Origin of the sequence: Streptomyces sp. NPDC007863, assembly GCF_040633895.1 — a bacterium.
In the GTDB taxonomy this organism is placed as follows: Bacteria; Actinomycetota; Actinomycetes; order Streptomycetales; family Streptomycetaceae; genus Streptomyces.
Genome location: NZ_JBEYEI010000002.1, coordinates 380,856 through 399,992 on the forward strand (window position 1 = coordinate 380,856; position 19,137 = coordinate 399,992).

Below are 19,137 nucleotides of genomic sequence, written 5' to 3' on the forward strand. Positions count from 1 at the left end.
GACCATGAGCGACACCAGGAACGACTCCCGCGACATCGACCCCGCCGTCCGAGCCGAGCTGACCCGGCTGCGCGAGTCGATCGACAACATCGACGCCGCCGTCGTCCACATGCTCGCCGAACGCTTCAAGTGCACCCAGCAGGTCGGCGTCCTCAAGGCCGAGCACCAGCTGCCGCCCGCCGACCCGGCCCGCGAGGCCCGCCAGATCGCCCGGCTGCGGGAACTCGCCGAGAGCGCCAAACTGGACCCGGCCTTCGCGGAGAAGCTCCTCAACTTCATCATCGCCGAGGTCATCCGCCACCACGAGACGATTGCGGACGGAGCACGCTGATGGCCCGCGTCACGGTCTTCACCCTCGGAGGGACCATCTCCGCGCGAGGCGGTGACGCGGCCCGGATGACCGGCCCCGAGGTCCTCGCGGCCCTCGGCGCCCCCGAGGACGTCGAGCTGCGCGACTTCCGCCGGCTCCCCTCCTCCTCCCTCGCCCCCGAAGACCTCGCCGCCCTCGCCGCCGAGGTGAACGAGACGGTCGCCGCCGGCTCCGGCGTCGTCGTCGTCCAGGGCACCGACACCCTGGAGGAGACCGCCTTCCTCCTCGACCTGCTCTGCCCCACCGAGCGGGCCCCCATCGCCGTCACCGGCGCCATGCGCCGCCCCGACCTGCCCGGCGCCGACGGCCCCGCCAACCTCGCCGCCGCCCTCGCCGTCGCCGCCGACCCCGCCTGCCGGGGCCTGGGCGTCCTCGTCGTCCTCGCCGACGAGATCCACGCCGCCCGGCACGCCCGCAAGACCCACACCACCTCGGTCGCCACCTTCGCCTCGCCCGGCGCCGGCCCCCTCGGCACCGTCGTCGAGGGCACCCCGCGGATCCTGCTCCGCCCCGCCGTGCCCACCGCGCCCTGCCGGCTCTCCTACGACCCCACGGTCCGGATCGCCCTGCTCACCCTCACCCTCGGCGACCGGGGCGAGCTGCTCCCCGCCGTCGACGACCGCTTCCAGGGCCTCGTCGTCGCCGCCTTCGGCGCCGGCCACGCCCCCTCCTGGCTCGTCGAACCCCTCGCGGAGCTCGCCCGCCGCATCCCGGTCGTCCTCGCCTCCCGCACCGGAGCGGGCACCGGACTCACCGAGACCTACCGCGGCCCCGGCTCCGAGCACGACCTCCTCCACCACGGCCTGATCCCGGCCGGCCCGCTCGACCCCGCCAAGGCCCGGCTGCTGCTCGCCGCCCTCGTCTCCAGCGGCGCCGCCGGGCCCGCCGGCTACGACCGCCCCCGGATCACCGCCGCCTTCGCCCACCTCGACGGCACCGGCCTCGCCTGAACCGCTTGGGAGCCCCCGAACCGGGACGGATCGACGTCACCCCTGCCCGCCGACCGGACGATCGGGCAGCATAGGGCCATGTCCGTACTGACGCGCGACGAAGCGCAGACCCGTGCCCAGCTGCTCGACGTCCACCACTACACGGTGGACCTCGACCTCACCGACGGCGACGAGACCTTCGGGTCCACCAGCCGCATCCGCTTCACCGCCCGCGCCGCCGGGTCCACCTTCGTCGAAGTCAAGCCGGACACCCTGCACTCCGCGACCCTCGACGGCAAGCCGCTCGACCCCGCCGCGCTCACCGAGAACCGGCTCCCGCTCGACCTCACCGAGGGCGAGCACGAGCTGACCCTCACCGCCACCATGCGCTACTCGCACACCGGCGAGGGCATGCACCGCTTCCTCGACCCCACCGACGGCGAGTCCTACGTCTACACCCAGCTCTTCATGGAGGACGTCCAGCGCGTCTTCGCCGCCTTCGACCAGCCCGACCTGAAGGCCGTCTTCGACATCGCCGTCACCGCCCCCGAGGGCTGGACCGTCCTCTCCAACGGCATCACCGAGCAGCAGGACGACGGCCGCTGGACCGCGGCCACCACCCCGCCGCTCTCCACCTACTTCGTCTGCGTCGCCGCCGGACCCTGGCACTCGGTCCGCACCGAGCACGCCGGACTGCCCTTCGGCATCCACTGCCGCCGCTCGCTCGCCCCCTACCTCGACGCCGACGCCGACGAGATCATCGCCGTCACCAAGGCCTGCTACGACCGCTTCCACGAGAAGTTCGACGAGCCCTACCCGTTCGACTCGTACGACCAGGCCTTCGTCCCCGAGTTCAACGCCGGCGCCATGGAGAACCCCGGCCTCGTCACCTTCCGCGACGAGTTCGTCTTCCGCTCCGCCGTCACCGCCACCGAGCGGATGACCCGCGCCATGGTCATCGCCCACGAGATGGCCCACATGTGGTTCGGCGACCTCGTCACCCTCCGCTGGTGGGACGACATCTGGCTGAACGAGTCCTTCGCCGAGTACATGGGCTACCAGACCGTCAACGAAGCCTGCTCCGACCTCTTCGCCGACACCTGGATCGACTTCGGCGTCGCCCGCAAGGCCTGGGGGTACGACGCCGACCAGCGCCCCTCCACCCACCCCGTCGCCCCCGACCCCGAGGCCGTCCCCGACACCGCCTCCGCCCTCCTCAACTTCGACGGCATCTCCTACGCCAAGGGCGCCTCCGCCCTCCGCCAGCTCGTCACCTGGCTCGGCGAGGCCGACTTCCTCGCCGGCATCAACATCCACTTCAAGCGCCACAAGTTCGGCAACGCCACCCTCGCCGACTTCATCGACAACCTCGCCGCCGCCACCGACCGCGACGTCCACGCCTGGGCCGAGCAGTGGCTGCGCACCACCGGCGTCGACACCCTCACCCCCCGGCTCACCGGCGAGGGAAGCCGCTGGGAGCTCACCGTCGACCGCGCCGGCAGCCGCCCCCACCGCATCGAGGCCGGCCTGTACGACCGCCGCCCCGACGGCGAACTCGCCCTGCGCGAGCGCGTCGCCCTCGACGTCCCGCAGCAGGAGCCCGCCCGCCTCACCGGCCCCCGCCCGGCCCTCGTCGTCCTCAACGACGGCGACCTCAGCTACGCCAAGCTCCGCTTCGACGAGGTCTCCGAGGAGTCCGCCCTCCGCGGCCTCGCCCGCGTCCCCGACCCGCTCACCCGCGCCGTCGTCTGGAACAGCCTCCGCGACATGGTCCGCGACGGCGAACTGGCCCCCGCCGACTACCTGGAGACCGCCCTCGCCCACCTCACCGAGGAGACCGAACTCGGCGTCGTCCAGGGCGTCCTCGCCTTCGCCCGGCAGCAGGTCGCCGACCGGTACGTCGCCGGGGAGCAGCGCTCCGCCGCCCTCGCCACCCTCCGCGAGATCGCCCGCGCCCTGCTCCGCCGCACCGAGGACGGCGAGGACCCCGGACTGCGCCTCACCGCCGTCCGCGCCCTCATCGACAGCGCCACCACCCCCGACCAGATCGCCTCCTGGCTCGACGAGGGCACCGTCCACGGCGGCCCCGAGCTCGACCCCGAGCTGCGCTGGCGGATCCTCGCCCGGCTCGCCGTCCTCGGCGCCACCGACGAGGCCGCCATCGCCGCCGAGCTGGAGCGCGACCCCAGCGCCACCGGCCAGGAGGGCGCGGCCCGCTGCCGCGCCTCGCTGCCCGACCCGGCCGCCAAGGCGGCGGCCTGGGCCGCCATGTTCGACTCCGACGACCTGTCGAACTACCTCTTCACCGCCACCGCCCTGGGCTTCTGGCAGCCCGAACAGGCCGACCTGGTCGGCGAGTACGTCGAGCGCTTCTACGACGCCGCCGCCGCGCTCGGCGACCGCCGGGGCCCCGCGATGGCCGAGGCCGCCGGCCGGTACGCCTTCCCCGCGTACGCGATCGACGCCGACTCCCTCGCCCTCGGCGAACGCCGGCTCGCCGACGACGCCATGATCCCGGCCCTGCGGCGCAAGCTCGTCGACCAGCTCGACGACCTGGCCCGCGCCCTGCGCGTCCGCCAGGGCTGATACCGAAGGGACGGCACCCCGCACCGGGGTGCCGTCCCTCGTTCGGGTCACAACCCCCGACTCCCCGGACAGCGGCGCACCGGCCCCGGCACCCTGTCGTCCATGCGTGTCGCACCCCCGCCGCCCCTCGCCGCCCAGCCCACCCCGCTCAGCCGGCTCCTCGGCATCACCCTGGACGCGCTGCGCACCGGCGCAGAGGAACGCGGCGGGCCGCTGCCGCCCGGCGGACCGGCGGCCGTCACGGCACGCGTGCGCGCCGCCCTCGGAGACGTACTCCCCGAGACCGGGACCGGGGCGGACGAGGCGCTGCGCACCCTCGTGCACCTGGTCGCCGCCGGCGCCGCCGACCCCGCGCACCCGCTGTGCGCCGCCCATCTGCACACCCCGCCGCTGGCCCTCGCCGCCGCCGCCGACCTGGCCGCCGCCGCGCTCAACCCCTCGATGGACTCCTGGGACCAGGCCCCGGCCGCCTCCGCCCTGGAGGCCGAGGTGACCGCCGCGCTCGCCGCCGAGGTCTTCCCGGCGGCCGACCGGCCCGACGCGCTCGTCACCACCGGCGGCACCGAGTCCAACCAGCTCGCCCTGCTCCTCGCCCGCGAGCGGCACGGCCCCGGCCTCACCACCGTCACCGGCGCCCACACCCACCACTCCGTCCACCGCGCCGCCTGGCTCCTCGGCCTCCCCGAGCCGGTCACCGTCCCGACCCCGCGCGGGGTCCTCGACCCGGAGGCCACCGCCCGGGTCCTCGCCGCCCAGGACGGGCCGGTCCTCCTCGCCGCCACCGCCGGCACCACCGACGAGGGACTGATCGACCCGCTGCCCGCCCTCGCCGACGCCTGCGCCGCGCACGGCGCCGAGCTGCACGTCGACGCCGCCTACGGCGGCCCGGTCCTCCTCAGCGCCGCCCACCGCCACCTCCTGGACGGCCTGGACCGGGCCCGCACCGTCACCCTCGACCTGCACAAGCTCGGCTGGCAGCCGGTCGCCGCCGGGCTCCTCGCCGTCCGCGAGTGCGGCGACCTCGCCGCCCTCGCCCACACCGCCGACTACCTCAACGCCGACGACGACACCGAGGCCGGCCTCCCCGACCTCCTCGGCCGCTCCCTGCGCACCACCCGCCGCCCCGACGTCCTCAAGGCCGCCGTCACCCTGCGCGCCCTCGGCAGGACCGGGCTCGGCGCCCTGGTGGACCGGTGCGTGGAGCGCGCCCGGGACCTCGCCGACCTGGTGGAGAAGCACCCGGACCTCGAACTCCGCGACCGGCCCGTCCTCACCACCGTCCTCTTCCGCCCCGCCGGCGCCGACGACGCGGCGGTCGCCGGGGTCCGCCGCCGGCTCCTCGCCGAGGGCCGCGCCGTCCTCGGCCGCGCCGAGGCCGACGGCCGGCTCTGGCTCAAGGCCACCCTCCTCAACCCCCACACCACCCCCGACGACCTGGACCGGCTCGTCGCCCTCATCCTCGCGGCACTCGTGGAAGGCAGCACCGACCGATGACCGGCAGCACCCCCCAGCAGGACCTCGACCGCCCGCACGACCTGGTGGGCGTCGGCATCGGCCCGTTCAACCTCTCGCTCGCCGCCCTCGCCGACGGCGTCCCCGGCGGCATCGCCGCGAGCTTCTTCGAGCAGCGCCCGGCCTTCCACTGGCACCCGGGCCTCCTCATCGAGGGATCCACCCTCCAAGTGCCCTTCCTCGCCGACCTGGTGACCCTCGCCGACCCGGCCAGCCCCTGGTCCTTCCTCGCCTACCTGAAGAGCCGCGAGCGCCTCTTCCCCTTCTACTTCGCGGAGAAGTTCCACATCCAGCGGGCCGAGTACGACGCCTACTGCCGCTGGGTCAGCGAGCGGCTGCCCGGCCTGCACTTCGGCCACCAGGTCGACTCGGTGCGCTGGAACCCCGAACGGCGCCTCTTCGAGGTCGACTTCACCCAGCTCGACCCGGACGGCGAGGCCGCCGCCCTCGGCCGCGCCTACAGCCGGAACGTGGTCCTGGGCGTCGGCACCGAGCCGTACGTCCCCGAGCCGCTGCGCCCGCTCGCCGACGCCCCCGGCGTGCCGGTGATCCACGCCGCCGACTACCTCGCCCACCGGGAGTCGCTGCTCGCCGCCGGGCACGTCACCGTCATCGGCTCCGGCCAGTCCGGCGCCGAGGTCTTCCTCGACCTGCTGCGGGGCCGGCCGGCCGGCGCCGAGCGGATCAGCTGGCTCTCCCGCACCGAGGCCTTCGCGCCGATGGAGTACTCGAAGCTGGGCCTGGAGCACTTCACCCCCGACTACACCCGCTACTTCCACGCCCTGCCCGAGCAGGTCAGGGGCGAACTCGTGCCCCGTCAGTGGCAGTTGCACAAGGGGATCGACGCGGAGACCATCGCCGCCGTCCACGACGAGCTGTACCGCCGCACCCTGCACGGCGGCTGGCCGGACGCCGTCCTCACCCCCGGGGTGCGGGTCCGCACGGCCGGCCGGGTCGCCACCACGCAGGTCGAGCTGCACCTGGAGCACGTCCAGCAGGGCACCCGGTCCCGGCTCACCACCGACGCCGTGGTCCTCGCCACCGGCTACCGGGAGCGCCCGGTCGACCGGATGCTGGCCGGCCTCGATCCGTACCTGCGGCACGACGCGGCGGGCCGGGCGAGGATCGACGAGCACTACCGGCTGGTCCTCGACCCGTCCGTCACCGGCGCGGTGTACGTGCAGAACGCGGAGCGCCACACCCATGGCGTGGGCGCCCCCGACCTGGGCCTGGCGGCCTGGCGCAGCGCGGTGATCCTCAACGCGGTGACCGGCAAGGAGCCGTACCCGCTGCCGCGCCGGACCGCCTTCACCAGCTTCGGCCTGGTGGCGCGAGAGGCGCCGAGCATTCCGTCGCAGGAACGGAAGCTGACGCCTCTCGTGGAGCACTGAGCCCCTGGGGGAGAGCCCTTAGAAGACGGGGGTGCCGTCCCGGGTCAGCTTCCAGCCCACGGACGCGAACTGCCCCGGGTCGACCGTGCCCTTGGCCTGCACCCACTGGATGATCGTGTTGCGGATCTCGTCCGAGTTCGCCCACAGCTGCTCGGCCTTGGCGACGTGCGGGAAGGCACCGCCGCCGCTGGCGCGGTAGTTGTTGACGGCGAGGACGAACCGCGCGGCCGGGTCGAGCGGCTCGCCCTCGAAGGAGAGGCCGGTGATCCGCTGCCCGGCCGGCTTGGCGATGTCGATGTCGTACGTGAGCCCGGAGACGGCGTCGTAGTTGTAGTCCGGGGTGCCGTCCGCGTTGGTGAGCTTCGCGGTGTCGACGGGGGCGCCCGCCGGGGTCTGGACGTAGTACTTCGCCGAGTACTCCAGGTACTCCTTCAGCTGGGCGCCCGTCATCAGGCGGGCCTCCAGGGTGTTCTCGAAGGGGTAGAGCCCGGCGGCGTCCTTGATGGTGATCTCGCCGGCCGGGATGCGGGCCGTGCGGGAGAAGCAGGAGGCCTGCGAGAGCACCGGCAGGGCCGCGTACGCGCCGCCGGCCAGGGCCGCCTTCACGGTCTCCGCCTGGACGACGTTGATCAGGTCGATGATCGGCTCGTCCTTCCACGGCGCGTCGGCCGTGGTCATGACGGCGGTGGAGGTGCCGATGACGGTGTTGACGTAGGCCACGACCTTCTTGTGCTCGTCGGCGAGGAGCCCGGTGATCTCCGGGTCCTCCTCCACGGTGTTGGAGTTGAGGACCTGGGCGGCGACCTTCTCCACCGTCCAGCGGCCCTTCTCCCACACGAGGTCGAAGTCGAAGAGGGTGAGGCGCTGGCCCCACTTGAGCGGCTCGGAGAGGACGACCTCCTTGCCGGTCTCCTTGTTGGCGATCCGGTACTCGGGGATCTCGGTGTGGGCGTGGCCGACGAGGATCGCGTCGATGCCGGGGACCTGCTCGGCGACGAGGCCGGCCGCGTTCTCGACGTGGGGGAGCTGGTCGCCGTACGAGGAGGTGCCGCTGGAGCCGGAGTGGGCGGAGACGATCACGACGTCGGCGCCCATGGAGCGCAGCTTCGGCACCCACTTCGCGGCCTGCTCCTCCAGGCCGGGGAAGACCATCCTGCCGTTGACGTTGGCCTTGTCCCAGATGGCGATGCCGGGGTTGGTCAGGCCGAGGACCGCGACGCGGACGTCCTTGCCGTGCGGGGTGCGCAGCCGGTGGAAGCTGTACGGGGGGAAGGCCGGGCGCAGCGTCTTCGCGTCGAGCGCGTTGGCGCCGAGCAGCGGGAAGTCGCACTGCTCCTCGAACTTCCGCAGCACCGGGATGCCGTAGTTGAACTCGTGGTTGCCGAGCGCGGCGGCGTCGTAGCCGATGGCGTTCATGGCCTGGGCCATCGGGTGGACCGGGCCGCCCTGGCGGGTGATCGGGTCGACCTTGGCGTAGTAGTACGAGAGCTGGGTGCCCTGGATGGTGTCGCCGGCGTCGATGAGGAGGGTGTTGCGGCGGCCCTTGGCGGCGCGGACCTGGTTCACCAGGGTGGAGATCTTGGCGAGGCCGACGTCGTTGTGGGCCTTGTCGTCGAACTCCTTGTCCGTGAAGTAGTCCCAGTTGAGGACGTTGCCGTGCAGGTCGGTGGTGCCCATGACGGTGAAGGAGTACCGCTTGGCCGGCCTGGGGCGGGTTCCGTGGGCCTCGGCGGGGGCGGCGGTCCCGGCGGTGAGGGCGGCCCCGGCCCCGAGGGCGGCGGAGCTCTCCAGGAAGGTCCGGCGGTTCAGCGGCATGTGTGTCTCTCCTTGTTCCGTGGCGCTGCCTCGGTGCACAACGCGCGTAGATTCTGGCTCAGACCTTTCGCCGGCAACAGCCCTTTCGGGTTACGGAGTGGGAAAGTGTTCGTATGCCACCGATCCCCGGTCCGGAGGAGCCCGCCGTGACGCACCCCCACCCCACCCCCGAGGCGCCGCAGGTGACGGTCCGTGGCGAGGGGCTGATCGAGGTCGAGCCGGAGCTGGCCCGCATCGCGGTGACCGTCTCGGCGCGCGGCGTCGACCGGGCCCCGGTCCTCGCGGACCTCACCCGGCGCAACGCCGAGGTCCTCGACCTGATCAAGGCGCGCGGGGCGGCCGTGGCCAGGCTGGAGACGGGCGGCTTCTCGGTCGCCCCGGAGCGGCCGCGCCGGGGGAAGGGCGAGCGGACCCGGATCCACCAGGGGCACGTGCGGATCACCGCCGAGCTCACCGACTTCACCGCCCTCGGCGAGCTGGTGCCCGAACTCGCCGACCGGGACCAGGTCGAGGTGTACGGCCCGTGGTGGGAGCTGCGCCAGGACTCGGAGGCGTACGCGGAGGCGCGCCGGCTCGCGGTGACGGAGGCGGTGCGGCGGGCGCGGGCCTACGCGGAGGCGCTGGACACCTCGCTGGGCTCACTCCTCGAACTGTCGGACGCCGGACTGTCCGAGCCGGGGGCGCGGGGCGGCGGCGGCTTCTCCCCGGTGCTCACCGCCTACGCGGCGGAGGAGCCCGGCGGGGCCCCCACGCTCGACCTCGAACCACAGCGGCAGACGGTGACCGCCGAGGTCGTTGCGCGCTTCACGATGCGCCCGCCCGCACTCTGAGACGAGGCGCCCGAGGGCGCGAAAATCGCTCATCGGAGCACTCCGGCGCACAGATTCAAGTCTTGTCAACAACGTTTCACGGAAAGGTTGTTGAGTAGTCATGCGGGACCCCACGGCTACTGATGGGTAAGGCCCTAGGCTCGACTCATGCGCCGAGCGAAAATCGTTTGTACCCTTGGGCCCGCCACCGAAACATACGACCAGATCAAGGCGTTGATCGAGGCCGGCATGGACGTGGCCCGTCTCAACCTCAGCCACGGCACCTACGCCGAGCACGAGGAGCGATACCGGCGGGTCCGCAAGGCGGCCGACGAGACCGGCCGCAGCGTCGGTGTCCTCGCCGACCTTCAAGGCCCGAAGATCCGGCTCGGCCGTTTCCGCGAGGGGCCCGTACTGCTTGAACGCGGCGACGCGTTCACCATCACCGTCGAGCCGACGGAGGGCGACCGCCACTGCTGCGGCACCACCTACGCCGGCCTCGCCGAGGACGTCACCGCCGGTGAGCGGATCCTCGTCGACGACGGCCGGGTCACCCTGGAGGTCACCTCCGTCGACGGCCCCCGGGTGCACACCCGGGTCGTCGAGGGCGGCATGGTCTCCGACCACAAGGGGCTCAACCTCCCGGGCGTCGCCGTCTCCGTCCCCGCCCTCTCCGAGAAGGACGTCGAGGACCTCCGCTGGGCGCTGCGCACCGGCGCCGACGTCATCGCCCTCTCCTTCGTCCGCTCCGCCCGGGACGTCGAGGACGTCCACCGGATCATGGACGAGGAGGGCCGCCGCCTCCCGGTCATCGCCAAGATCGAGAAGCCGCAGGCGGTCGAGAACATCGAGGAGATCGTCGCCGCCTTCGACGGCATCATGGTCGCCCGCGGCGACCTCGGCGTCGAGATGCCGCTGGAGCAGGTGCCGATCGTCCAGAAGCGCGCGGTCAAGCTCGCCAAGCGGAACGCCAAGCCGGTCATCGTCGCCACCCAGATGCTCGACTCGATGATCGACAACTCCCGGCCCACCCGCGCCGAGGCCTCCGACGTCGCCAACGCCGTCATCGACGGCACCGACGCCGTGATGCTCTCCGGCGAGACCAGCGTCGGCCGCCACCCCATCGAGACGGTCCGCACCATGAGCCGGATCGTGGAGGCCGCCGAGGAGGACGTCCTCGCCAAGGGCCTGCCGCCGCTGACCGAGCGGAACAAGCCGCGCACCCAGGGCGGCGCGGTGGCCCGGGCCGCCGCCGAGATGGGCGACTTCCTCGGGGCCAAGTTCCTGGTCGCCTTCACCCAGTCCGGCGACACCGTCCGGCGGCTCTCCCGCTACCGCTCGCCGATCCCGCTGCTCGCCTTCACCCCGGACCCGGCGACCCGCTCGCAGCTCAACCTCACCTGGGGCGTCGAGACCTTCCTCGGCCCGCACGTCGACTCCACCGACGCCATGGTCGCCCAGGTCGACGAGGAGCTGCTCCGCATCGGGCGGTGCAAGAAGGGCGACGTCGTGGTGATCACGGCCGGCTCGCCGCCCGGCGTCTCCGGCTCCACCAACCTCGTCCGCGTCCACCACATCGGAGACCCGCTCTCGTAGCCGCGAGCGACGCGCCTCCGGAGCGACCGCGCGCGACGGTATACCGAAATAAACCCCGCCACCAGCCTTGGTGGCGGGGTTCTCGCGTTCCCGGGCGGATTGGCATGCCAATCGGAAGTTACGGCCCGGGAGCCCTTGACGGGTCCTCTCGGCGAAAACTACGTTCTGTCGCACGGAAATCGGCTTCCGCTTTGTGGAAACGTCCGAATGTCCGCCCCCCAACTCCCTCGGTCGCCGGAGACCCCCCTGCCACTCGGCGACCCAGAGCACCTGTGAGGGCCCTGATGACCGCCCTGGACTCCACCCGGCCGCCCGAGACCGCGACGCCGGCCGCCGCCACCACCAGTTCCGTCCTCTACACCTACGACCTGGCCCCCACCAAGAGGGAAGGACGGCGCTGGGGCGCGTACAACGTCTTCACCCTCTGGGCCAACGACGTGCACAGCCTCGGGAACTACGCCTTCGCCCTCGGCCTCTTCGCCCTCGGCCTCAACGTCTGGGGCATCCTGGCGGCCTTCGTCCTCGCCTCGGTCCTGCTCTTCCTGCTGCTCACGCTCTCCGGCTTCATGGGCCACAAGACCGGCGTCCCCTTCCCGGTCATGAGCCGCATCGCCTTCGGCATCCGGGGCGCCAAGATCCCCGCCGCCGTCCGCGGCGTCGTCGCCATCGCCTGGTTCGGCATCCAGACCTATCTGGCCTCCACCGTCCTCGGCGCCCTGCTGATCGCGATGTTCCCCGGCCTGGGCTCCCTGGACGAGGGCTCCTTCCTCGGCCAGTCCGCCCTCGGCTGGATCACCTTCCTCGCCCTCTGGGCCGTCCAGCTCGTCATCGTCAGCTACGGCATGCAGATGATCCGCCGCTACATGGCCTTCGCCGCGCCGACCACCCTGATCACCATGTGCGCCCTCGCCGTCTGGATGTTCGTCCGGGCCGACGGCTCGATCTCCTTCTCCGTCGACGCCCCGCTCTCCGGCGGCGAGATGTGGCTCCAGATCCTCCAGGCCGCCGCCCTCTGGGTGGTCATCTACGGCACCTTCGTCCTGAACTTCTGCGACTTCACCCGCTCCGCCCGCAGCCGCTCCTCGATCGTCCGCGGCAACGTCATCGGCATCCCGGTGAACATGCTCTTCTTCGCCGCGATCGTCGTCGTCCTCAGCGGCGCCCAGTTCAAGCTCGACGGCCGGATCATCACCAGCCCCACCGACATCGTCCGCACCATCCCGAACATGGCGCTCCTCGCGGTCGCCTCGCTCGCCCTGATCGCCCTCACCGTGGCGGTCAACCTGCTCGCCAACTTCGTGGCGCCGATCTACGCCCTGATCGACCTCTTCCCGCGCCGGCTGAACTTCCGCCGGGCGGGCGTGGTCAGCGCCCTCGTCGGCCTGGTGATCCTGCCCTGGAACCTCTACGACAGCCCGGTCGTCGTCAACTACTTCCTCGGCGGACTCGGCGCCCTCCTCGGCCCGCTCTTCGGCGTGATCATGGCCGACTACTGGCTGCTCCGGAAGGCCCGGGTCAACGTCCCCGACCTGTACAGCGAGGACCCGCGGGGCGAGTACCACTACCGCGCCGGCTTCAACCCGCGCGCCGTCGCCGCCTTCGTGCCCAGCGCGGCGGTCGCCGTCGCCGTCGCCCTCGTCCCCTTCTTCCACGCCGTCGCGGGCTTCTCCTGGTTCGTCGGCGCCCTCCTCGGCGCCGCCGTCTACGCGGTCATCGCCGACCGCACCGCCCCCATGCGCGACGTGGACGGCGAGGCCATCGCCGTCGCCGCCGAGTGACCCCGCCCCCCTCCTGTCCGACCGAAAGCCGTCCCATGCGCATCCTCGTCGTCAACGTCAACACCACGCAGTCGATCACCGACGCCATCGGCCGGCAGGCCGCCGCCGCGGCCTCGCCCGGCACCGAGATCGTCCCCCTCACCCCCGCCTTCGGCGCCGAGTCCGTCGAGGGCAACTACGAGAGCTACCTCGCCGCCGTCGCGGTGATGGAGGCCGTCCGCGCCCACCCCGAGCCCTTCGACGCCGTGATCCAGGCCGGCTACGGCGAGCACGGCCGCGAGGGCCTCCAGGAACTCCTCGACGTCCCCGTCGTCGACATCACCGAGGCCGCCGCGAGCACCGCCCTGTTCCTCGGCCGCGCCTACTCCGTCGTCACCACCCTCGACCGCACGGTCCCGCTGATCGAGGAGCGGCTGCACGTCGCGGGCCTCAGCGCCCGCTGCGCCTCGGTGCGCGCCAGCGGACTGCCCGTGCTCGCCCTGGAGGAGGACGAGGAGACCACCGTCGAGGCGATCGTCGAACAGGCCGTCCGCGCCGTCGAGGACGACCGGGCCGAGGTGATCTGTCTGGGCTGCGGCGGCATGGCCGGCCTCGCCGAGCGGGTGGTGGAGCGCACCGGCGTCCCCGTCGTGGACGGCGTCAGCGCCGCCGTGACCGTCGCCGAGTCCCTCGTGCGGCTCGGCCTGTCCACCTCGAAGGTGCGCACCTACGCGCCGCCGCGACCGAAGGCGATCCTCAACTGGCCCCCGAGGGGCCGATAAGTCTCATTCCTAGGAATCAAAGGTAATGTGCCCCGGGTGGGATTCGAACCCACGCTGGATGGTGTTTGAGACCACTGCCTCTACCGCTGGGCTACCGGGGCTTCCTTTGAAAGCAAGGGTCATGATCACCCGCCGTGCCCCTACCTTACAGGAGGTGGGTAGGCTCATGGGGAGCTGTATCCGCCTCGGAACGAGGCCATGGAACGAGGAGCCCGCGTGACTGCCCCCGAGTCGCCCCAGCCCGCCGCCGACGACGCCGACGGGTCCCACGTCCCGCCGCTGACCACCCGCGTCGTCATCGCCGAGGACGAGGCCCTGATCCGCCTCGACCTCAAGGAGATGCTGGAGGAGGAGGGCTACACGGTCGTCGGCGAGGCCGGCGACGGCGAGACCGCCGTCGAACTCGCCCGCGAGCACCGCCCCGACCTGGTCATCCTGGACGTGAAGATGCCCAAGCTCGACGGCATCTCCGCCGCCGAGAAGATCGCCGGCGAGTCCATCGCCCCGGTCCTCATGCTCACCGCCTTCTCCCAGCGCGACCTCGTCGAGCGCGCCCGCGACGCCGGCGCCATGGCCTACCTGGTCAAGCCCTTCAGCAAGAGCGACGTCGTCCCCGCCATCGAGATGGCCGTCTCCCGCTTCGCCGAGCTGCGCGCCCTGGAGCAGGAGGTCGCCGACCTCAGCCAGCGCCTGGAGACGCGCAAGCTGGTCGACCGCGCCAAGTCGATCCTCCAGACCCAGTACGGCCTCTCCGAGCCGGCCGCCTTCCGCTGGATCCAGAAGACCTCCATGGACCGCCGCATGTCCATGCAGCAGGTCGCCGAGGCCGTCATCGAGGACGCCGAGGAGAAGAAGGCCGCCAAGGGGCAGTAGCCCGTACCGGCACACGGCAGGAGGCCCGCCCCGCGCGATGCGGGGCGGGCCTCCTCGTGTGCGTACGGCTCAGTCCTCGCCGAGGTACGCCTTGCGCACCGACTCGTCGTGCAGGAGGTCGCCGCCCGTGCCCGAGAGCACGATCTTGCCGATCTCCATCACGTGACCGTGGTCCGCGAGGGCCAGCGCGGCCTGGGCGTTCTGCTCGACGAGCAGGATCGTGGTGCCCTGGGCCTTCAGCTCGGCGATCGTCGCCATGATCTTCTGCATCATGATCGGCGACAGACCCATGGAGGGCTCGTCGAGCATGAGCAGCTTCGGCTGGGACATCAGCGCCCGGCCCATGGCGAGCATCTGCTGCTCACCGCCGGAGAGCGTGCCGGCCGCCTGCTTGCGACGCTCGCCCAGGATCGGGAAGAGGTCGTAGGCGCGCTGCACGTCCTTGGCGATGCCGGCGCTGTCCTTCCGGAGGAAGGCGCCGAGGAGCAGGTTCTCCTCGATGGTCATGCGCGGGAAGATGTGCCGGCCCTCGGGGGAGTGGGCCAGACCCAGCGAGACGATCTTGTGCGCGGGGATCTTGCGGAGGGACTTGCCCTCGAACTTGATCTGGCCGCCGACCGGCTTGAGGAGCCCGGAGAGGGTCCGCAGGGTGGTGGTCTTCCCGGCGCCGTTGGTGCCGATGAGGGTGACGACCTCGCCCGCCTCCACGGAGAAGGAGATGCCCTTGACGGCCTCGATCTTTCCGTAGGCGACGCGCAGGTCCTCGACTTCGAGCAGTGCGGTCATGCGTCGTTCTCCTTGCCCGGAGCGGCGTCCTTCGCGGCGCCCGCCGCGTCCGCCGGGGTGTCGTCCTCGTCCTCCGAAGCCTCGGGAGTCTCCTCGGCCTCGGGGGTCTCCTCGGTCTCCTCGGCCTCGGGGGACTCCGGGGCTTCCGGAGCCTCGGGTGCCTCGGGGGCGTCGGCCTTCGGCGCCGGGGTGTCCTCGATCGGCTCGCCGAGGTACGCGGCGATGACCCGCTCGTCGCTCTGGACGGTCTGGCTGTCGCCCTCGATCAGCTTCTGGCCCTGCACGAGCACGGCGACCCGGTCGCACAGGTTGAAGATGAAGCGCATGTCGTGCTCGATGACGAGCACGGCGATGCCCATGTCCCGGATGGCGAAGATGAGTTCCTCGGCCGCCCGGGTCTCCTGCGGGTTCATGCCGGCGGTCGGCTCGTCGAGCAGGATCAGGCCCGGGTCGCTCGCGAGGGCGCGGGCGATCTCCAGCTTGCGCTGCTCGCCGTACGGCAGGTTCTTGGAGAGGTGCTGCGCCTTCTCCGCGAGCCCGACGAACTCCAGGAGCTCCATCGCCCGCTTCTCGGAGGCCGCCTCGGCCCGCTTGAAGCCCGGCCCGCGCAGCAGGGCGGACCAGAGGCCCTCCTTGGTGCGGGTGTGCCGGCCGACGAGCACGTTCTCCAGGACCGTCATGTTGTTGAAGAGACGGATGTTCTGGAAGGTACGGGCGATGCCGGCCGCGGTGACCTTGAAGGACTTCGGCGGCAGGACCTGGCTCTTGTAGCGGACCTCGCCCTCGGTGGGCACGTACAGACCGGTCAGGCAGTTGAAGAAGGTCGTCTTGCCGGCGCCGTTCGGGCCGATCAGACCGACGATCTCGCCGGCGTTGACGGTCAGGTTCACGTCGCGGACGGCGGTCAGACCGCCGAAGCGCATGGTGACCCCGCGCGCGTCGAGCACGGTCTCTCGGGCGGCCGGCTCCGCGGTGGCGTCGGCCTTGGTGGTGGTCGTCGTCATGGTTCAGGCACCTGCCTTGGCGGGCGTAGCGTCCGGCGCCGGCTGCTCGTCGTGCTCGTGGAACTCCAGCTGACGCCGCTTGTCGGCGACGATGCCCTCCGGACGGAAGCGCATGATCAGGACGAGCGCGACGCCGAAGGCGAAGAGCTGGTACTCGCCCATGAACTGGAGCTTGTTCGGGATGAGGAAGAGCAGGGCCGCGCCGACCAGCGGGCCGCTCATCGTGCCCATGCCGCCGAGGACGACGGCCGCGAGCAGGAAGGCGGAGTTGGGCGGGATGGGACCGGCGAAGAGGTACTGCTCCGGGGTCACCGTGTACGTGACGTGGGCCTGCACCGTACCGGCGAGACCGGCCAGACCGGCGCCGAGCGCGAAGGCGACCAGCTTCACCCGGAAGCCGTTGATGCCCATCGCGAGCGCGGCGGTCTCGTCCTCGCGGATCGCCACCCAGGCGCGGCCGATGCGGGAGTCGCCGGAGCGCCGGAAGACCAGCACGACGACCGCCGTGATCAGCAGCATCAGGAAGAAGTAGTTGGCGAAGCGGCCGATGGTGAAGCCGGCGATGCTGTGCGCCTGGCCGAAGTCGAACCCGAAGAGGTTCAGGTTCGGGATGGACGCGATGCCGTTGGAGCCGTTGGTGATGTCCGGGCCGGAGGTGCCGTCCGTGTTCATCACCGTGATGCGGAAGATCTCACCGAAGCCGAGCGTCACGATGGCGAGGTAGTCGCCGCGCAGCCGCAGGGTCGGGGCGCCGATCAGGACGCCGAAGACCACCGAGGCCGCGGCGCCGACCAGGATCGCCGCCCAGAAGGGGAAGTGCACGCCGAACGGCGAGGTCGGGGCGCCCGAGACGAGGGCCGCCGCATAGGCGCCGACGCCGAGGAAGGCGACGTAACCGAGGTCGAGCAGACCCGCGAGGCCGACGACGATGTTCAGGCCCAGGGCCACCGTGGCGAAGATCAGGATGTAGACGCCGAGCGTCGCGTACTGGTCGTCGGTCTGGGTGAAGGGGAACAGCGCCGCGGCGATGAACGCGCCCGCGATCGACAGGTTCTGGTGCTTCGCCGTGAGCTGCGTGGCCTGCTTGAGCAGACCGGAGGCGCCGACCGCGGCGAAGCCGAGACCGGCCGTGATCAGGAAGCCGAGGAAGAGCTGGTCGTACTCGGTGCCGATGCCGTAGGTGAAGACGCCGAGCGCCACCGCGAGGACACCCGCGATGATCAGGATCTCCACGGCGGAGGGCAGCGGCGGGAGCTTCTTCACCGGGCGGGGGGCGGAGAAGGACGCCCGGAAGGAGGCCCAGCCGTTGCCGGCCCGGTGCTTGAACTGGTCCCAGCCGGTGTCCTCCGGGTCGACCGGCAGCACGGCCGGACGCTTGAAGGGCAGGTCCAGCGCGGCCAGCAGGGTGACCAGGGTGGCCACCGCCAGGACGAAGCCGCCGGGCTCCAGGTTGACCAGCCCGCCGAGCTCGACGCTGATCGCGATGACGGTGAACCAGGCGGTGCCGAAGGAGGCCAGCGCGCCGAGCTTGACCGCGCCGTCGGCGCCGGCCGGCGTCAGCCAGCCGAGGCCCTTGACGCCGTACGAGGAGAGGGTGAAGAGGGCGGTCAGGACACCGAGCACCAGCACCTGGAGCTGGAGGCCGGCCGGGTAGCCGTACACGGTGAGGTCACCCGGGAAGCTGGAGTCCCAGGTCCAGGCGAGGAAACAGCTCGCGACGGTGAGGACGGAGCCGCCGAGGACGACGGCGCGGGCCACCCGCTCGGGAAGGAAGCCGATGAGACCACGGTCGGCGGTCTTCACGGTCTCCGCGGCGGCGGGTGCCTGGGGGTTCTCGGAGATGGTGGTCATGGTGCTCACGCCCTGTCCGCGACGCGCTCGCCGAGCAGACCCTGGGGCCTGACGAGGAGCACGACGATGAGGAGTACGAAGGCCCAGACGTTGGCCCAGGACTGGCCGCCGAGCTGCTCCATACCGGGGATCTGGTCGACGTAGGCGGTGGCCATGGTCTCGGCGACGCCGAGGACGAGGCCGCCGATCATGGCGCCGTAGATGTTGCCGATGCCGCCGAGGACGGCGGCGGTGAACGCCTTGAGTCCGAGGAGGAAGCCCATCTTGTAGTCGACGACGCCGTACTTGAGGCCGTACGCGACGGCACCGACGGCGGCGAAGACGGCGCCGAGGGCGAACGCGATCACGATGATGCGGTCGGTGTTGACGCCCATGAGCTTCGCGGTGTCCGGGTCCTGCGCCGTGGCCTGCATGCCGCGCCCGGTGCGGGTGCGCATGACGAAGAAGGCGAGGAAGGCCATGCAGATCGGGGCCGCGATCACCAGGAAGACGTCACCGGTCTGGATGGTGACCGGGCCGAGCTCGATCGGGCCGCCGGGGATCTGCGGGAAGGTCCGGGCGGACTTCGCCTCCGGGTACCAGACCCAGACCGCGTACTGCAGGGCGAGCGAGAGGCCGATGGCCGTGATGAGCGGGGCGAGACGCGGGCCGCCGCGTAGCGGACGGTAGGCGAAACGTTCCGCTCCGACGGCTATGGTCGTCGCGACGATCACGGCACCGATGATCATGAGGGGCAGTGCGACCCACATGCTGGTGCCGCCGGGCAGGATGAGCCAGACCGTCAGGGCCCCGAAGCCGCCGGTCATGAAGATCTCGCCGTGGGCGAAGTTGATGAGCTGGACGATGCCGTAGACCATCGTGTAGCCGACGGCGACCAGCCCGTACATGGATCCCAGTAGCAGGCCGTTGACCAGCTGCTGCGGCAGTTCGTTCACCGCATTGTCCTCCGAGACTTTCGACGGATATGACACCGCGCGGGGTGCCTGTGGTGTGCGGCCCCCCGCGCGGTGAAAGATCGTGCTGAGTGGTGCTGGGTGGTGCTGTGTGGTGCTGGGTGGTGCTGAGTGGGGTGGAGC

Annotated in this window: 15 protein-coding genes and 1 tRNA gene; 10 read left to right on the forward strand and 6 right to left on the reverse strand. The window is 71.7% G+C overall.

Features of this window, described 5'->3' with window-relative positions; translation table 11 throughout:
- Window positions 1-4 precede the first annotated feature (4 nt).
- The 5 genes from ABZ621_RS04355 (at window position 5) to ABZ621_RS04375 (ending at window position 6,788) form a co-directional block, all read left to right on the forward strand.
- Complete coding sequence (locus ABZ621_RS04355; protein ID WP_189945232.1) at window positions 5-331, forward strand: chorismate mutase; 327 nt, start codon at window positions 5-7, stop codon at window positions 329-331.
- On the forward strand, window positions 331-1,320 hold the full coding sequence (locus ABZ621_RS04360) for an asparaginase domain-containing protein (protein WP_360600537.1): 990 nt from the start codon (window positions 331-333) through the stop codon (window positions 1,318-1,320). Before ABZ621_RS04355 ends, ABZ621_RS04360 begins: the two co-directional genes overlap by 1 nt.
- A 78-nt stretch (window positions 1,321-1,398) precedes the next feature.
- A complete protein-coding gene (pepN, locus tag ABZ621_RS04365; protein ID WP_360600539.1) occupies window positions 1,399-3,885 on the forward strand; it encodes an aminopeptidase N in 2,487 nt (828 codons plus the stop codon).
- Window positions 3,886-3,987: 102 nt separating this feature from the next.
- Window positions 3,988-5,379, forward strand: a complete 1,392-nt coding sequence (locus ABZ621_RS04370; RefSeq protein WP_360600541.1) for an aminotransferase class V-fold PLP-dependent enzyme — start codon at window positions 3,988-3,990, stop codon at window positions 5,377-5,379.
- The gene (locus tag ABZ621_RS04375) at window positions 5,376-6,788 is read left to right on the forward strand and encodes a SidA/IucD/PvdA family monooxygenase (RefSeq protein WP_360600543.1); all 1,413 of its coding nucleotides are present in this window, start codon (window positions 5,376-5,378) and stop codon (window positions 6,786-6,788) included. Before ABZ621_RS04370 ends, ABZ621_RS04375 begins: the two co-directional genes overlap by 4 nt.
- A gap of 18 nt (window positions 6,789-6,806) precedes the next feature.
- On the opposite strand, the gene ABZ621_RS04380 is transcribed toward ABZ621_RS04375, so the two are convergent.
- Window positions 6,807-8,603: a 5'-nucleotidase C-terminal domain-containing protein gene (locus tag ABZ621_RS04380; protein ID WP_360600545.1), complete on the reverse strand. Its 1,797-nt coding sequence runs from the start codon at window positions 8,601-8,603 to the stop codon at window positions 6,807-6,809.
- Between the two features lie 146 nt (window positions 8,604-8,749).
- Here ABZ621_RS04380 and ABZ621_RS04385 point away from each other — a divergent pair, with 146 nt between their 5' ends.
- The 4 genes from ABZ621_RS04385 (at window position 8,750) to ABZ621_RS04400 (ending at window position 13,547) form a co-directional block, all read left to right on the forward strand.
- Entirely contained in the window at window positions 8,750-9,433 is a 684-nt protein-coding gene (locus ABZ621_RS04385) for an SIMPL domain-containing protein (RefSeq protein WP_360600547.1), read from the forward strand.
- A 147-nt stretch (window positions 9,434-9,580) separates the two neighbouring features.
- Window positions 9,581-11,008, forward strand: a complete 1,428-nt coding sequence (gene pyk / locus ABZ621_RS04390; protein ID WP_360600549.1) for a pyruvate kinase — start codon at window positions 9,581-9,583, stop codon at window positions 11,006-11,008.
- Between the two features lie 284 nt (window positions 11,009-11,292).
- Window positions 11,293-12,786 (forward strand): NCS1 family nucleobase:cation symporter-1, encoded by a 1,494-nt coding sequence (locus ABZ621_RS04395; protein WP_360600551.1) that lies wholly within the window; start codon window positions 11,293-11,295, stop codon window positions 12,784-12,786.
- 35 nt (window positions 12,787-12,821) lie between these two features.
- Complete coding sequence (locus tag ABZ621_RS04400; RefSeq protein ID WP_360600553.1) at window positions 12,822-13,547, forward strand: aspartate/glutamate racemase family protein; 726 nt, start codon at window positions 12,822-12,824, stop codon at window positions 13,545-13,547.
- Between the two features lie 28 nt (window positions 13,548-13,575).
- Here the strand turns inward: ABZ621_RS04400 and ABZ621_RS04405 are convergent.
- A tRNA-Leu gene (locus tag ABZ621_RS04405) sits at window positions 13,576-13,648 on the reverse strand.
- 115 nt (window positions 13,649-13,763) lie between these two features.
- Here ABZ621_RS04405 and ABZ621_RS04410 point away from each other — a divergent pair.
- Window positions 13,764-14,420: a response regulator gene (locus ABZ621_RS04410; RefSeq protein ID WP_359526574.1), complete on the forward strand. Its 657-nt coding sequence runs from the start codon at window positions 13,764-13,766 to the stop codon at window positions 14,418-14,420.
- Window positions 14,421-14,489: 69 nt separating this feature from the next.
- On the opposite strand, the gene ABZ621_RS04415 is transcribed toward ABZ621_RS04410, so the two are convergent.
- From ABZ621_RS04415 to ABZ621_RS04430, 4 genes are read right to left on the reverse strand one after another with little or no spacing between them, the layout of a single operon-like run.
- Entirely contained in the window at window positions 14,490-15,206 is a 717-nt protein-coding gene (locus tag ABZ621_RS04415) for an ABC transporter ATP-binding protein (RefSeq protein ID WP_043219280.1), read from the reverse strand.
- Window positions 15,203-16,210 carry an ABC transporter ATP-binding protein gene (locus ABZ621_RS04420; protein ID WP_360600556.1) on the reverse strand — a complete coding sequence of 336 codons (1,008 nt, stop codon included), beginning with the start codon at window positions 16,208-16,210 and terminating at the stop codon, window positions 15,203-15,205. The genes ABZ621_RS04415 and ABZ621_RS04420 overlap by 4 nt, the downstream gene beginning before the upstream one ends.
- 3 nt (window positions 16,211-16,213) lie before the next feature.
- Complete coding sequence (locus tag ABZ621_RS04425; RefSeq protein WP_360600558.1) at window positions 16,214-18,061, reverse strand: branched-chain amino acid ABC transporter permease; 1,848 nt, start codon at window positions 18,059-18,061, stop codon at window positions 16,214-16,216.
- 5 nt (window positions 18,062-18,066) lie between these two features.
- Entirely contained in the window at window positions 18,067-18,996 is a 930-nt protein-coding gene (locus tag ABZ621_RS04430; protein ID WP_360600560.1) for a branched-chain amino acid ABC transporter permease, read from the reverse strand.
- Window positions 18,997-19,137 lie beyond the last annotated feature (141 nt).